This is a genomic window from Dyella sp. C11, assembly GCF_003121485.1.
In the GTDB taxonomy this organism is placed as follows: domain Bacteria; phylum Pseudomonadota; class Gammaproteobacteria; order Xanthomonadales; family Rhodanobacteraceae; genus Dyella.
Genome location: NZ_QAVX01000028.1, coordinates 45,603 through 60,242, shown reverse-complemented (window position 1 = coordinate 60,242; position 14,640 = coordinate 45,603). Strand labels below are relative to the sequence as shown.

The window sequence follows — 14,640 nt, the reverse complement described above, 5'->3', positions numbered from 1 at the left end:
CAGATGTGTATACGAGACAGCCGATACCGGGGCTTGGCCCCCCTACCAACGTTTTGGCCGCCGTTCCCCGTCGTGATGACGCGATGGACGGCGGTTCGTTGTGCGTGGTCCGATAGCTTCACTGCGATCGCGAAGGACCGTGCATGACGATCGATCTCGGACTGCTCCTGGTATGCATCCTGGGCGTGGGCTTTCTTGCCCAATGGCTGGCATGGCGCGTAAAGCTGCCGGCCATCCTGTTCCTGCTGTTGGCCGGCATCCTCATGGGGCCCGTGGCTGGGGTGCTGAAACCGGATGCGTTGCTGGGCCCGCTGTTGTTCCCGGTGGTGTCGCTGGCGGTGGCGGTGATCCTGTTCGAAGGAAGCCTGACGCTGCGCTTCAGCGAACTGCCTGACATCGGTCGCGCCGTGCGCGGCCTGGTGACGTACGGCGCCATCGTTGCGGTGTTCATGCTGGGCGTGGCGGCGCACTACCTCGCCGGTCTCAGTTGGGAAGTGGCGCTGCTGTTTGGTGCGCTCACCTGTGTCACCGGCCCGACGGTGATCGCGCCCATGCTGCGCACCGTGCGCCCCAACGCGCGTATCGCCAACACGCTGCGCTGGGAAGGCATCGTGATCGATCCGTTGGGCGCGTTGTTCGCCGTGCTGGTCTATGAAGCCATCGTGTCGCGACAACAGGGTCATACCGTCGGCGTGTTTCTCGCCGTCATCGCCAGTGGCGTGGTGATCGGTTTGCTCGCTGCGTGGCTGCTCGCGTTCCTGTTGCGCCGCCAGTTGATTCCCGAGTACCTGCAGAATTTCGGCACGCTGGTTGCCGTGCTGCTTGCGTTCTCGCTGTCCAATGCCATCACGCACGAGTCGGGCCTGTTGACTGTGACGGTGATGGGCATCGCGCTGGGCAACATGCGTGGCGTGCATATCGACGACATTCTCGACTTCAAGGAAAACCTCACCACCTTGCTGGTGTCGACCTTGTTCATCCTGCTTGCCGCTCGCCTGAGCTGGCCCTTGCCGGATGGCATGCTGTGGTCGGGCATCGCCATCTTCATCGTGGCGCAGCTGGTGGTGCGTCCGGTCACCGCCGTGTTGGCCAGCATCGGCAGCACGCTGAGCTGGCGCGAGCGTGCGTTGATTGCCTGGGTGGCGCCACGTGGCATCGTGGCGGCTGCGGTGTCGGCGCTGTTCGCCTTGAAGCTTGAAGCCTTGGGCATGGAAGGCGCGAATGAAATCGTGCCACTCGTTTTCATCCTGATCATCGGCACCGTCGTGCTGCAGAGCGCGACGGCCCGCCCGCTGGCGCGATGGCTGAAGGTTGCCGAGCCCGATCCCACGGGCGTGCTGATTTACGGTTCGGATACCGCCGCGCGCGTGGTGGCGCGTGCATTGACCGATGCCGGCTTTCGTGTGGTCGTCGCCGCTGAGCATTGGGATGGCATCAAGCACGCGCGCATGGAAGGGCTGCAGACATTCTTCGGCTATCCCGCGTCGTCGTACGCGGAGCGGCATCTCGATCTCACCGGCATGGGACGTCTTCTCGCAATGTCCACCAACCGCGAACGCAACGCACTGGCCTGCGTCTATTACCGCCAGGAATTCGGGCGCGGCAAGGTCTATCGCCTGAACAACGAGGACACGCATATCACCGGGAGTCGCGTGCAGCTCGGTGGCGATCTTGGCGCCCCCGCGCTGTTCGAGGCCGAGATGACGCATGAGCGCTTCATGGAGCGTCTGGCGGAAGGCTGGCGCATCAAGTCGACGCGACTTACCGCGACTTTCGACTGGCCGAACTTCATCGAACAATACGGATCGCCGACGGTGCTGCTGTTCGGTGTCGAGGAAAAGGGCGCGCTGCGCGTGGCGTCGGTGAAGCGTGAGCTGGAACCCAGGCCGGGCTGGCTGGTGATCGCGCTGGTGCCGCCGGAACAAACACCGTAACGGCGGAGGTGCGTGACACGATCCCTGCGAGCATGCGCGGGGGCGCTGGACAGGGCCGCGCTCCCCACGCACGCGCCGACGTCCTTGTCGGCTCACGCAATGGGATTCAACGTCAGGCGGCGCTGGCCTGACGCGAGGCGTGGAACTGTGCCTCTTCGGTGGAACCCTTGAGCGCGGTGGTGGACGACTGTCCCTGCTGGATCGCTTGCGTCACGGCATCGAAATAACCCGTACCCACTTCGCGCTGATGCTTCACCGCGGTGAAGCCACGCTCGGCAGCGGCGAATTCCTTCTCCTGCAATTCCACGAAGGCGCTCATCTGGCGACGGGCATAACCATAAGCCAGATCGAACATGCCGTAGTTAAGGCTGTGGAAACCGGCCAGCGTAATGAACTGGAACTTGTAACCCATCGCGCCCAGTTCCTTCTGGAATTTGGCGATGGTGGCGTCGTCGAGGTTCTTCTTCCAGTTGAAGCTCGGCGAGCAGTTGTACGCCAGCAGCTTGCCCGGATATTTCGCGTGGATGGCTTCGGCGAACTTGCGTGCTTCTTCCAGGTTCGGCTTGCTGGTCTCGCACCACACGAGATCGGCATACGGCGCGTACGCGAGACCGCGACTGATCGCCTGGTCAAGGCCCGGACGCACGCGGAAGAAACCTTCCACCGTGCGCTCGCCGGTGATGAACGGCTTGTCGTTGTCGTCGATGTCGGAGGTGAGCAAGTCAGCGGCATCCGCATCGGTGCGCGCCACGATCAGCGTTGGCACGCCAGCCACGTCCGCGGCGAGGCGTGCGGCATTGAGTTTGTCCACCGCTTCGCGCGTCGGCACCAGCACCTTGCCACCCATGTGGCCGCACTTCTTCACCGACGCCAGCTGGTCTTCGAAGTGCACGCCGGCGGCGCCTGCCTCGATCATCGCCTTCATCAGCTCGAACGCGTTCAGTACGCCGCCGAAACCCGCTTCCGCATCGGCCACGATGGGCACCATCCAGTCGATGTCGTTCTGGCCTTCCGCGTGATGCAGTTGATCGGCACGCAGCAGCGTGTTGTTGATGCGCTTGACCACCGACGGCACCGAGTTGGCCGGATACAGCGACTGGTCGGGATACATTTCGCCGGCCAGGTTCGCGTCGGCAGCCACCTGCCAGCCGCTGAGGTAGATCGCCTGCAAGCCGGCCTTCACCTGCTGCATGGCCTGGTTGCCGGTCAGCGCGCCCAGCGCGTTGACGAAGTCTTCCTTGTGCAGCGATTTCCACAAACGCTCCGCGCCTCGGCGTGCGAGCGAGTGCTCCACGCCCACGGTGCCGCGCAACCTGGCCACGTCGTCCGCGCTGTAGTTGCGCTGGACACCTTCCCAGCGAGGATTGTTCTTCCAGTCGAGCGCGATCTGTTCGGCGGTGGGCAGCGTGTTCTTCATGGTGATGACTCCGTGGCGTTCGCTTATTTCGATGTAGGAGCGCACTTGTGCGCGACCCATGTGCGGTGATGCCCGTGGTCGCGCACAAGTGCGCTCCTACAGGAAGGCGTCGTGATCAATCGATCTGGCGATAGGCCGCCAGGGTGAGGAAGTCGCCGAGTTCCTCGGCGTGCGTGAGCTGCCTGAGCAAGGCTGCGGCCTGTTCCGCGCGATGCGCGTACGGGCCCTGGCTTTCGATCAGGCGATGCGTGTGCTTGGTGAGTGCGTGATCGAACAGGGCAAAATCGATCGGCGCGTGATCGGTGAATTCCAGCGGGCCGCAATGCAGCCATTGCCAGATCTGCGAGCGTGCGATTTCCGCGGTGGCGGCGTCTTCCATCAGGTGATGGATGGGCACGCAGCCCTGCCCGTCCAGCCACGACGCGGTGTAGCGCAAGGCCACTTCCACGTTGTTGTCGAAGCCGGCCCGCGTGATGGTGCCGCTGCACGGTGCGATGAGCTGATTGCGGCCAACGTTGACGTCGCTGCGCGTCACGTTGAGCTGGTTGGGCGAAGGCATGTACTTGTCGAACACTTCCTGCGCCACCGGCACCAGCGCGGGATGCGCCACCCAGGTGCCGTCGTGGCCGGCCTGCACTTCGCGCAGCTTGTCGGCACGCACCTTGGCCAGCGCGGCTTCGTTGGCCACTTCGTCGCCCTTGATCGGAATCTGCGCCGCCATGCCGCCCATGGCGAAGGCGCCGCGGCGATGGCAGGTCTGGATCAACAGCTCCGAGTACGACTTCAGGAAAGGCACCGTCATCAGCACCTGGCTGCGATCCGGCAGCAGGCGATCGCGATGACCGCGGAAGGTCTTGAGGTAGGAAAAGATGTAATCCCAGCGGCCGCAGTTGAGGCCGACCACGCGGCCACGCAGCGCATGCAGGATCTCGTGCATCTGGAATGCGGCCGGCAGCGTCTCGATCAGCACGGTGGCTTTCATGCAGTTGGGCGGCAGGTCGAGCGCGGCTTCGGTCGTGGCCATCACGTCGTCCCACAGCGCGGCTTCTTCCATCGACTGCAGCTTGGGCAGGTAGACATAGGGGCCGCGATCGCGCGCCTGTAGCGTGCGTGCGTTGTGGAAGGCGAACAGGCCGAAATCCACTAGGGCTCCCGACATCGGCTCGTCGTCGACCGTGATGTGGCGTTCCGGCAGATGCCAGCCGCGCGGACGCACCACCAGCACCGCCGGGTTGGCGTTCACGCGGTAAGGCTTGCCCTCGGGCGAGGTGTATTCGATGGCGCCATTCACCGCGTCGCGCAGGTTGATCTGGCCGTCCATCTGGTTGGCGAAGGTAGGCGCCGAGGAATCCTCGAAGTCCGCGATGAACACCTTGGCACCGGAATTGAGCGCGTTGATGATCATCTTGCGTTCGACCGGGCCGGTGATTTCCACGCGGCGGTCGCGCAGGGCCTGCGGGATGGCTGCCACCGTCCACTGGCCGTCGCGGATGGCGACGGTGTCAGTGCGGAAGTCCGGCAGCTCGCCGGCGTCGTATCGCGCCTGTCGCTCGGTGCGGGCCGCCAGCAGTTCCAGGCGCCGGGCGTCGAACTGGCGATGGAGTTCGGCCAGGAAGGCCAGGGCCTCCGGCGTAAGGATGGCCACATGCTCCAGGTGGGTGGCACCGAGCACCTGTGCCGGCGAGGGCACAACGCGTTCCTTGGGGACAGCCATGGCGAATCTCCGTGATGACGATGGGATGACACTAGGTCACGGAAATTGGCTTTGACAAAGCAAATGTTTCAATTTTTGATATTATCTTTCTTAATATCTTTTCTAACCATTTGAGTCATAAGGCTGGAAAATGGCCAGGAAACCGCTGAACAAGCCCCAGAAGAGCCGTTCAACCGGTTCCAGGCGACGTACGCCTGCGAATGGTTTGGCCGAGAAAGACGAGCGGTTCTACTACAAAGGCAACCGCCAGAAGCAGATGCGGGCCTTCGTCTACACGGTGAAACTCGGCACGCTGACGCGCGCCGCGGAGGCCCTTTTCCTGTCTCAGCCCACCGTGAGCCTTCAGCTTCAGGCACTGGAACGGGAGCTGGGCGTGAGCCTGCTGGAGCGTCGCCGCCGCCGTATCAACCTGACCGACGCGGGCGAGGCGCTTTACGAGCTGGCCCGGCCGTTGGTGGAGGGCTGGGAAAACCTGGACCGGGATTTCCAGGCCAAGGTGAAGGGCATGCAGGGCGGCCGGCTCACCATCGCCGCCGGCAGTTCCACCATCCAGTACCTGCTGCCGGATCTGGTGCGCCGCTATCGCGAGCGTTTCCCCGACGTGCAGCTGCAGCTGGCCAACGTGACCGGCAAGGACGGCATGGCGCTGCTGCGCGCCGACGAAGCGGATTTCGCCGTGGGCTCGATGCTCGACGTGCCCAACGACATCGCGTGGGCGCCGGTGCATCACTACGACCCGATGCTGATCATGCCGCCGGATCATCCACTGGCATCGAAAGCCACCATCACGGTGCAGGATCTCTCGCCCTACGGCCTGATCCTGCCGCCGCAGCGCCTTTCCACCTATCGCCTGGTGGACCTGGTGTTCCAGCAGCGACAGGTGCCTTATCGCGTCGCCATCGAAGTAGGCGGCTGGGACGTGATCAAGGAATACGTGGCGATGGGCCTGGGCATTTCCATCGTCACCGGTATCTGCATCACCGACGCCGACCGCGAGCGTTTGGCCGTCCGAAACATGAAGCAGTATTTCCCGCAGCGCAGTTACGGCGTGGTGATGCGCAAGGGCAAGTTTCTGACCCCGGAGGCGCGGGCATTCATCGATCTGGTGAAGCCCGGCTTGCTGACGCATCGCGACTACGACGAGTCGGGGCACTCGGAGCGCTAATGATTCACCTGTAGGAGCGCACTTGTGCGCGACCGTGCGCTTCAGCCGAACGGTCGCGCACAAGTGCGCTCCTACAAAAAGCAGCTCGGACTCAACCGTTCGCGTTGCGATGCTTGCCCTGGTAAGGCGAGAACAGTGGGCGAATCTTCGCCATGTCCGCGTCGTGATCGTCCGTGGCGCGCACGACCGGTCCGAACCGGAACGTCTTGCTCGGATAATCCAGGAACAGCGTCTGGATAGGCACGTTGGCATCGTGCGCAATGCGCAGGAAGCCCGACTTCCAGTGCGTGACCTTCTTGCGCGTGCCTTCGGGCGTAATGCCCAGCCACATGCGGTCCTTTTCCTGGAACCGCTGCACCATCTGGTCGACCACATTGAGGGCCGCACTGCGGTTGATGGGAATCATGCCGATGGGGCGCAGGATGAGGCCCAGCGGGCCGTCCAGCACCTCGCGCTTGATCATGATGTTGATGTCCACGCCAATGCCGATCTTCATCAGCAGGCCGAAATAGCCGTCCCAATACGACGAGTGTGGCGCGCCGATGATGATCAGCTTGGGCTCGTTCGGCAGCTCGCCAAGCAGCTTCCAGCCGGAAAGGCGCAGCAGGCAGCGCGCCAGCCAGGGCCAGAACTTACTCTTGAGCTTGGGAGCTTCGGGGGGGGCAGGGGGGAGCATCGGCGTGCTCATGCACGACTCCAGTCACGCGCCCGTGTTTGCTTGATCTTGCCGCGTTGAGTCTTGCCGGCGAGACGCCGTTCCTTCGAGCCGCGGGTGGGGTTGGTGGCGATGCGCGCCTTGGGTACCACGAGCGCACCGCGGATGATCTCGACCAGGCGTTCGCGTGCATCGTCGCGGTTGCGGCTCTGGTCGCGGAATCGACGCGCCTGGATCACCAGCACGCCGTCGTCGGTGAGGCGACGATCGCGACGGGCCAGCAGCCGCGCGCGCAGCGGTTCCGGCAGCGACGGCGAACGCGCGACATCGAAGCGCAGTTCCACGGCGCTTTCGGTGCGGTTGACGTGCTGGCCACCGGGACCGTCGGCGCGAAGGAAACGCTCGGTCAGCTCGGTCTCGGGCAGAACGATGGATCGACTGATCGTGAGCATGGGGCGAAGTTTAGCGGGCGACCGTGACACCCCGCCACGACGCGCCGCATCACGACGGGGGCAGGGACCAGCCAAAGCGTTCGAGCAGCGCCTGGTAGGCGGCATCCAATGGAGCTTCGATCCGCATGGGCTCCCCGGAAACGGGATGCGCAAAGCTCAGCCGCCAGGCGTGCAGCAGCATGCGATGGCAGCTGAAGTACTGCTTGTACAGGCGGTTGTGGTCGCTGCGGCCGTGCTGGCAGTCACCGATGATCGGGTGATGGATGTGCGCCAGGTGCTTGCGGATCTGGCGGAAGCGGCCGGTATGTGGTTCGGCAAGTACGAAGGCGTAGCGCTGCTGGGGATAGCGTCCCAGTTCGATGGGCACTTCGATGGTGGCGAGCCGGCGATAGCTGGTGCTGGCTTCGCGCCGCGGGCCCGAATCGCGCGAGCCGGGCAGGGCGTAGTCAATCAGTGCTTCTTCCGGCTCCGGCCAGCCGCGCACCACGGCGAGGTATTGCTTGTGCACGTCGCGGCCCATGAACTGCTCGCCCAGCGCGGCGGCGATCTCCGAAGAGCGCGCTACCAGCAGTACGCCACTGGTGGCGCGATCGAGGCGGTGTGCGAGGTATGTCGTGCCGCCGACCTGCTCCCGAAGCAGGTCGATGAGGAATTCCTCGGCGTTGCCCACCATCTTGGAGCGGTGCACGGCGAGGCCCGCGGGCTTGTTCACCGCGATGAGGGCGTCGTCTTGATAGAGGATGTCGAGCATGGGGAGCGTTCGATGAGGGTGTGATTTGCAAGCGACTTCCGAGCTTCCTCACCGTCATTCCGGCGAAGGCCGGAATCCAGTGACTTTGCTCTTTATGCCGTTCGCGAGTACGGACGAAAGTCACTGGATGACCGGCCCTTCGGCCGTTGAAGAGCGCCTCCGGCCTTCGCCGGGATGACGGCGAGGGGGAATTAACGGCGAGGCCAGCCTGCAGCGAAGGCGATCAAACCGACTATTGCTGCGACAGACGCATGCCACATGCCATGCTCCCCATGCTGCGTCCACAACACCGCACTGCCAACCAACAAACTGGCACCCAGCAACCCAAACGACAGCGAGCGCCGCGTGCGCTGTGCCTCGTCACGCTGCTGGGCGAGTTCCGCCGGATCGGCAACGGCGTGTCGTTCGCCCTTGGCCACCTGTCGCAACGCATCGCGCACCAGCTCCGGAAATTGCGGCGCCGCGTGGAACCATTCCGGCAAACGCTTGCGCACTTCGCGCAGCGTTCGGCGCGGACTGTAACGCTCGCGCAGGATGCGCTTGAGCACGGGGTGCGCCACGGCCCAGATGTCGATCTCCGGATCGAGCATGCGGCCCACGCCTTCAATATTGAGCAGCGTCTTTTGCAGCAGGATCAGTTGCGGCTGCAGCGTCAGCTCATAACGTCGCGCCGTCTGGAACAGCTTCACCACCAGTTCGGCCAGCGAAATCTGCGAAAGCGGGCGCGTGAAATACGGCTCGCACACGGTGCGCACGGCGGCGGTGAGTTCGTCAATGCGAACCGTTGAAGGCATCCAGCCGGCATCCACGTGCAGCTGCGCGATGCGCGCGTAGTCGCGCTCGAACAGTGCGATGAAGTTCTGCGCCAGCCAGTACTGGTCCTGTTCCGGCAGCGACCCCATGATGCCGAAATCGAGCGCGATAAAGCGTGCGTCCTCGACGCGCGCCGTATCCACCCAGATGTTGCCGGGATGCGCGTCGGCGTGGAAGAAGTTGTCCCGGAACACCTGTTCGTAGAACAGCCGCACGCCTTTCACGGCGAGTGCCTTGCGATCGATGCCGGCCGCGTCGATGGAGGCGATGTCATCGCAACTCACGCCGTAGACGCGTTCCAGGGTGAGCACGCGTGCGGAGGTCAAATCCCAGTTCACGGCAGGGACGTACAGATCCTGTCCGCTCTCGAAGTTGCGGCGCAGCAGGCTGGCGCTGGCGCCTTCGCGCTGCAGGTCCAGCTCGTTTTCCAGCATCTTCTCGACTTCGGCGACCACGTCGAGCGGGCGGATCTTGTCGGCGTTGGGGTGCCAGCGCTGGGCCAGTTCGCCGAGCGAATGCAGCAACTTGATGTCGCGCTCGATCTGCTTGTCGATGCCCGGGCGCAGCACTTTCACCACCACGGCGCTGCCATCGTGCAAGGTGGCGGCGTGCACCTGGGCGATGGAGGCAGAAGCAAGCGGCGTTTCGTCGCAGCTGGCGTAGAGCGTGGTAATCGGTGCGCGCAATTCCAGTTCGACGATGGCGCGCGCCTGTGCACCGGGGAACGGCGGCACCTGATCCTGCAACTGCGCCAGTTCGTCGGCGATGTCGGCGGGCACCAGGTCGCGGCGGGTGGAGAGGACCTGTCCGGCCTTGACGAAGATGGGCCCAAGTTCCGTGAGTGCCAGGCGCAGGCGCGCGCCACGCGAGAGATTCGTGACGTCGGTGCGCGGGCGCGCCACGAACGGGCGCACCAGCTTCAGCGGACGAAACAGGTGCGCGGCAGCGACAAATTCATCAAGGCGATAGGCGAGCAGCACGGAAGCCACGCGCATCACGCGCGGCACGACCTTCAGGGGTGTGCTCACGCGGCGGGTCCCTTCTTCATGCGTTGTTCCAATCGTGCCAGCCGCGATTCGAGACGTTCGGTGCGTTCGCGCAGATCGTCCACGCCATCGAGAAAACCTTCCACTTCACCCGGCGCCGCCGCCACGCGGGCTTCATCGCGCAACCAGTCGGCGGTGTCGGTGGTGAGATGGCTGGCCGTCTCTTTCGCATGAGCCAGGCCGTTGCGTACGGCTTTGGCCAGCGGCACGCCAATCACATCGCCGAAGGTGCGGGCAAAGGCTTCCTCGAAATCCGGCGCGAATTTGCTGGCGAGTTTTTCCAGGCGTCGGGCGAGATCGGCATCGCCGGCAATCTCCACCTTGCCCGGCGCCACGCCTTCATCGTCACGCTTCACCAGCATGGCGAGCAGGCTGCCCGGCGTGGCGGCAACGCGGAGGTGGTTGTCGTCCTGAGCGGGGCCGACTTTCAGGCGTTCGCCTTCCACCGTCACCGACAGGGCCAGTTCGGGCCCGCGCAGGTGCAGCTGCACGCTGCGGCCGTCGAGCGCCGAGAGACGGCCGACGGTTTCCGGGTCGAGGGATAGCGTATGGTTCAGCGCCGTTTCCAGCGCGCGGCCGGCGAGGGCGCGCAGCGGGCGGGGCAAGAGGGAAGAGGGTGACGTCATGCGGGGATTGTAGCGGGTCGTGTCATGCGGCCAGTGGTGCTCGCTCGAGTGTGGCGGCATCGCAAGCACCCGCCCCCCACCCCAGCCCTCTCCCCGAAGGGGTGAGGGAGCTAAAGCTTCAGGGTGCCGCGCCCACGAAACCCATCTGCCGCCATGCCTCATACACCGCAATGGCCACCGTGTTGGAGAGATTGAGGCTGCGGCTATCCGGTCGCATCGGCAGCCGCAGGCGCCGTGCCTCGGGAATGGCATCGAGCACATCGCCGGGCAACCCGGCGGTTTCGCAGCCGAACAACAAGGCGTCGCCTTCCACGAAGCGCGCATCCACGTGGGCCACGCGCCCGCGCGTGGAGAAGGCGAACACGCGAGGCTGTCCGATGCTTTCCAGGCAACTGGCGAGATCGTCGTGGACGGCCAGTCGCGCGTACTCGTGGTAGTCCAGGCCTGCACGGCGCAGGCGCGCATCGTCCAGCTCGAAGCCCAGGGGTCGGATCAGGTGCAACGAGGCGCCGGTGTTGGCGCACAGCCTGATCGCGTTGCCGGTGTTGGGCGGTATTTCGGGTCGAAAGAGAATGACATGCAGCATCCGGCCATTATCAGGTTTCTCCCATCACCTGCGAAATGGCCGTGCAACGGATGAGCGTCCCTGCTCAGCCGTTGGAGATGCGCGGGCACACCACGCCGTCGGGCGGCAGTGCGCAAGCGGTGGGGGCGATGACCTGGCCAGCGGTGCCGGCGGCGGCGAGGCGAATGGCTTCCGGGGAGGCGTTCACCATGGCACCCAGCACGAGTCCGCAAACCAGCAGGCAAGCAACGAAAAGGCCGCGCAGCATAAAGGCTTCGAATTTCATGATCATGTCTCCGATGATGGGGGTGAGGGTCCTGCGAGATAGATATGGCAAGCCCCGTGCCAAGCCCTGTCTTCTCATCAAGTACTTGTATTTGTTATGGATATTTCCTGGGTTCCGGCGTGCCGTGGCTGTCCGCGGACACCGGCCGGCCAGACCCGGACAGGACGCGGACACCGTCCGGACGGCGGGAATACCTGCGACGTCAGGCTTTTACGTCGAACGAAGCGCGTCGGCTGTGGTCCACCCTGCCATTGGTCATTTGCCAAGGTTCCGGGGCGTGGCTAGCCTCGGTGTGTTCATTCGTCGAAAAACAGGAGTGTCGTGATGGCAAGAAAGCCCCTCGCCCTGCTTGTCGCAGGCGTGCTCAGCATGACGGCTGGCCTCCCCGCGGTTGCGCTGCCCCAGGCTGCCGCCGCTGAGTCCACGCAGGCCGTTCCGGATATCGCCTTTACCCGTTTCACCCTGCCCAACGGCCTGACCGTGGTGGTGCATGAAGACCACAAGGCACCCGTGGTCGCGGTGAGCATCTGGTATCACGTGGGCTCGGCCGATGAACCGACGGGCAAGACGGGCTTCGCGCACTTGTTCGAGCACCTGATGTTCTCCGGCTCGGAGAACCACAAGGGCACGTACTTCCAGCCGTTCGAGCTGGCGGGCGCCACCGACATGAACGGCACCACCTGGTTCGACCGCACCAACTATTTCGAGACCGTGCCGACCACCGCGCTCGACATGGCGCTGTGGATGGAGTCGGACCGCATGGGCCACCTGCTGGGCGCGATCGGGCAGAAGGAGCTCGATACGCAGCGCGGTGTGGTGCAGAACGAAAAGCGCCAGGACGAAAACCGTCCCTACGGCCGCGTCGACCAGAACATCCTCTACAACACGTATCCGTCCAACCACCCGTACCAGCACGAAACCATCGGCTCGATGGAAGACCTGGACAAGGCGTCGCTGGGCGATGTGAAGCAGTGGTTCCACGATTACTACGGCGCAGCCAACACCACCCTGGTGCTGGCCGGCGACATCACCGTCGCGGAAGCGAAGGCCAAGGCCGAGAAGTATTTCGGCGACATTCCGGCAGGTCCGCCGGTGCCGCGCCAGCAGGCGTGGATCACGCCGCTGACCAAGTCCACGCGGGGCGTGCAGCACGACCACGTGGCGCAGCCGCGCATCTATCGCACCTGGGTGGTGCCGCAGCTGGGCACGGATGACGCCATCCAGCTCGACCTTGCCTCCACCGTGCTCGGCGGCGGCAAGACTTCGCGCCTTTATCAGCGCCTGGTCTACCAGGACAAACTGGTCGACGACGTTTCCGCCAGCATTTCGCCGTTCGCGCTGGCCAGCCAGTTCCAGATCCAGGCCGACGTGAAGGAAGGCGTGGACCCGGCCAAGGTGGAAGCCGTCATTGCCGAAGAGCTGAAGAAATTCCTCGCCGACGGCCCGACCGCCGACGAACTGGAGCGCGCCAAGATCGGCAACCGCGCCGGCTTCGTGCGCGGCCTGGAGAAGGTCGGCGGCTTCGGTGGCAAGGCGGTGATCCTGGCCGAAGGTCAGGTCTATCGCGGCGATCCGGGTGCGTACAAGAAGGACCTGGCGCGCGCCAACGCCGCCACGTCGGCGAGCGTGAAGGCCGCATCCGACAAGTGGCTCAGCAAGGGCGATTACCTGTTGACCGTGTTGCCGGCCGGCAATGACTTCAATCCGGATACGGAAGACGCCAAGGTCGTTGCGCTGGGCAAGCAGGAAGGCCGTCCCACCGCCGTCACGCCCGCCAGGCACGACTACACCGTGGGCAAGAACCAGGTGGACCGCAGCAAGGGTGTGCCGCAGGTGGCGCAGTTCCCGGACCTGAAATTCCCCACGCTGGAGCGCGGCAAGCTCAAGAACGGCATCGAAGTGGTGCTGGCGCAGCGCCACACCATTCCGGTGACGCATATCCAGCTGATGTTCGATGCCGGCTACGCGGCCGACCAGGGCCACAAGCTCGGCACCGCCAGCTTCACCACCACGCTGATGAACGAGAGCACCAAGGATCTCGATTCCGTGGAAGTGTCCAAGCGCAAGCAGCGCCTGGGTGCGATCACGCGCATCGGTTGCGGCCTGGACGCATGCTCGGCATCGCTCAATGCGCTGAACGATCAGCTGCAGCCGTCGCTGGCGCTGTTCGCCGACATCGTGCGCAATCCGGCGTTCAAGTCGGATGACATCGAGCGCATTCGCGGCCAGTGGCTGGCCGGTATTGCCCAGGAGAAGACGCAGCCCACCGCGCTCGCCCTGCGCACGCTGCCGCCGCTGCTGTACGGCGCCAACCACGCGTACGGCATTCCGTTCACCGGCTCGGGTACGGAAGAAGCCATCAAGGCCATGCAGGCGTCGGACCTGTCGGCGTTCCAGCGTGACTGGCTGCGCCCGGACAACGTGAAGATCATGGTGGCCGGCGACACCACGCTGCAGCAGATCATCCCGCAGCTCGATGCCGTGTTCGGCGATTGGCAGGCACCGTCCAGCGCCGTGCCGAAGAAGAACATCGCCGTCGTGTCGGCGCAGCCGAAGCCGCGTGTGTTCCTCATCGACAAGCCGGATGCGCCGCAGTCGTTGATCCTTGCCGGCCTGCTGGCACCATCCAGCAAGGCGCCAAACGAGCTGGCCATCGACGTGGCCAACGGCGCGTTCGGTGGCAGCTTCACCTCGCGTCTCAACATGAACCTGCGCGAGGACAAGCGTTGGGCGTATGGCGCCTTCAGCTTCATGCGCGATGCCATCGGCCAGCGGCCGTTCCTGATGTACGCCCCGGTGCAGACCGACAAGACGGCGGAATCGGCGCACGAAGTGGCCAAGGAAGCCAACGAGGTGGTTGCCGGTCGTCCGCTCACCGAGCAGGAAGTGGACAAGATCAAGGACTCCAACGTCCGCGGGCTGCCGGGCAGCTTCGAGACCGCCGCCGAAGTGCTCGGTGCGATGAGCGAGATCGTCCAGTACAACCGTCCGGACGATTACGTGCAGACGCTCAAGGCACGTACCGAAGCGGTCACGCAGCCCGACGCGGAAGGCGCGATCAAGGAGATCATCAAGCCCAACGCACTCACCTGGGTGATCGTGGGCGATCTCAAGAAGATCGAGGCGCCGGTGCGCGCGCTGAACCTGGGCGACGTGCAGGTGATCGACGGCGACGGCAAGCCGGTGGCAGCAAAACCGTCGAAGTAACCTGCGCTT

At 64.5% G+C, this 14,640-nt stretch carries 12 protein-coding genes; 3 read left to right on the top strand and 9 right to left on the bottom strand.

Features of this window, described 5'->3' with window-relative positions; translation table 11 throughout:
* Positions 1–143: 143 nt before the first annotated feature.
* The gene (locus DK366_RS19695) at positions 144–1,934 is read left to right on the top strand and encodes a sodium:proton antiporter (RefSeq protein ID WP_109127258.1); all 1,791 of its coding nucleotides are present in this window, start codon (positions 144–146) and stop codon (positions 1,932–1,934) included.
* 112 nt (positions 1,935–2,046) lie between these two features.
* Here DK366_RS19695 and aceA read toward each other — a convergent pair whose 3' ends face one another.
* Positions 2,047–3,351, bottom strand: coding sequence for an isocitrate lyase (gene aceA, locus DK366_RS19690; RefSeq protein WP_109127264.1), 1,305 nt, complete (start codon positions 3,349–3,351; stop codon positions 2,047–2,049).
* A gap of 115 nt (positions 3,352–3,466) precedes the next feature.
* Positions 3,467–5,065, bottom strand: a complete 1,599-nt coding sequence (gene aceB, locus DK366_RS19685; protein ID WP_109127257.1) for a malate synthase A — start codon at positions 5,063–5,065, stop codon at positions 3,467–3,469.
* Between the two features lie 256 nt (positions 5,066–5,321).
* On the opposite strand from aceB, the gene DK366_RS19680 reads away from it, so the two are divergent.
* Entirely contained in the window at positions 5,322–6,230 is a 909-nt protein-coding gene (locus DK366_RS19680) for a LysR family transcriptional regulator (RefSeq protein ID WP_232821127.1), read from the top strand.
* Between the two features lie 91 nt (positions 6,231–6,321).
* Here the strand turns inward: DK366_RS19680 and DK366_RS19675 are convergent, their stop codons facing one another.
* From DK366_RS19675 to DK366_RS19645, 7 genes are all read right to left on the bottom strand, one after another.
* On the bottom strand, positions 6,322–6,918 hold the full coding sequence (locus DK366_RS19675) for a 1-acyl-sn-glycerol-3-phosphate acyltransferase (RefSeq protein ID WP_109127255.1): 597 nt from the start codon (positions 6,916–6,918) through the stop codon (positions 6,322–6,324).
* Positions 6,915–7,337: an alternative ribosome rescue aminoacyl-tRNA hydrolase ArfB gene (gene arfB / locus DK366_RS19670; RefSeq protein WP_109127254.1), complete on the bottom strand. Its 423-nt coding sequence runs from the start codon at positions 7,335–7,337 to the stop codon at positions 6,915–6,917. The genes DK366_RS19675 and arfB overlap by 4 nt, the downstream gene beginning before the upstream one ends.
* 49 nt (positions 7,338–7,386) lie before the next feature.
* Complete coding sequence (locus DK366_RS19665; protein WP_109127253.1) at positions 7,387–8,088, bottom strand: pseudouridine synthase; 702 nt, start codon at positions 8,086–8,088, stop codon at positions 7,387–7,389.
* Positions 8,089–8,279: 191 nt separating this feature from the next.
* Positions 8,280–9,896: a ubiquinone biosynthesis regulatory protein kinase UbiB gene (gene ubiB / locus DK366_RS19660; protein ID WP_109127263.1), complete on the bottom strand. Its 1,617-nt coding sequence runs from the start codon at positions 9,894–9,896 to the stop codon at positions 8,280–8,282.
* Positions 9,897–9,925: 29 nt separating this feature from the next.
* On the bottom strand, positions 9,926–10,573 hold the full coding sequence (locus DK366_RS19655; protein WP_109127262.1) for an SCP2 sterol-binding domain-containing protein: 648 nt from the start codon (positions 10,571–10,573) through the stop codon (positions 9,926–9,928).
* A 118-nt stretch (positions 10,574–10,691) separates the two neighbouring features.
* On the bottom strand, positions 10,692–11,159 hold the full coding sequence (locus DK366_RS19650; protein WP_109127252.1) for a tRNA (cytidine(34)-2'-O)-methyltransferase: 468 nt from the start codon (positions 11,157–11,159) through the stop codon (positions 10,692–10,694).
* 64 nt (positions 11,160–11,223) lie between these two features.
* A complete protein-coding gene (locus DK366_RS19645) occupies positions 11,224–11,424 on the bottom strand; it encodes a hypothetical protein (RefSeq protein ID WP_109127261.1) in 201 nt (66 codons plus the stop codon).
* A gap of 324 nt (positions 11,425–11,748) precedes the next feature.
* Between DK366_RS19645 and DK366_RS19640 the strand changes: the two genes are divergently transcribed.
* Complete coding sequence (locus tag DK366_RS19640; RefSeq protein ID WP_109127251.1) at positions 11,749–14,631, top strand: pitrilysin family protein; 2,883 nt, start codon at positions 11,749–11,751, stop codon at positions 14,629–14,631.
* The last annotated feature ends 9 nt before the right edge of the window (positions 14,632–14,640 follow it).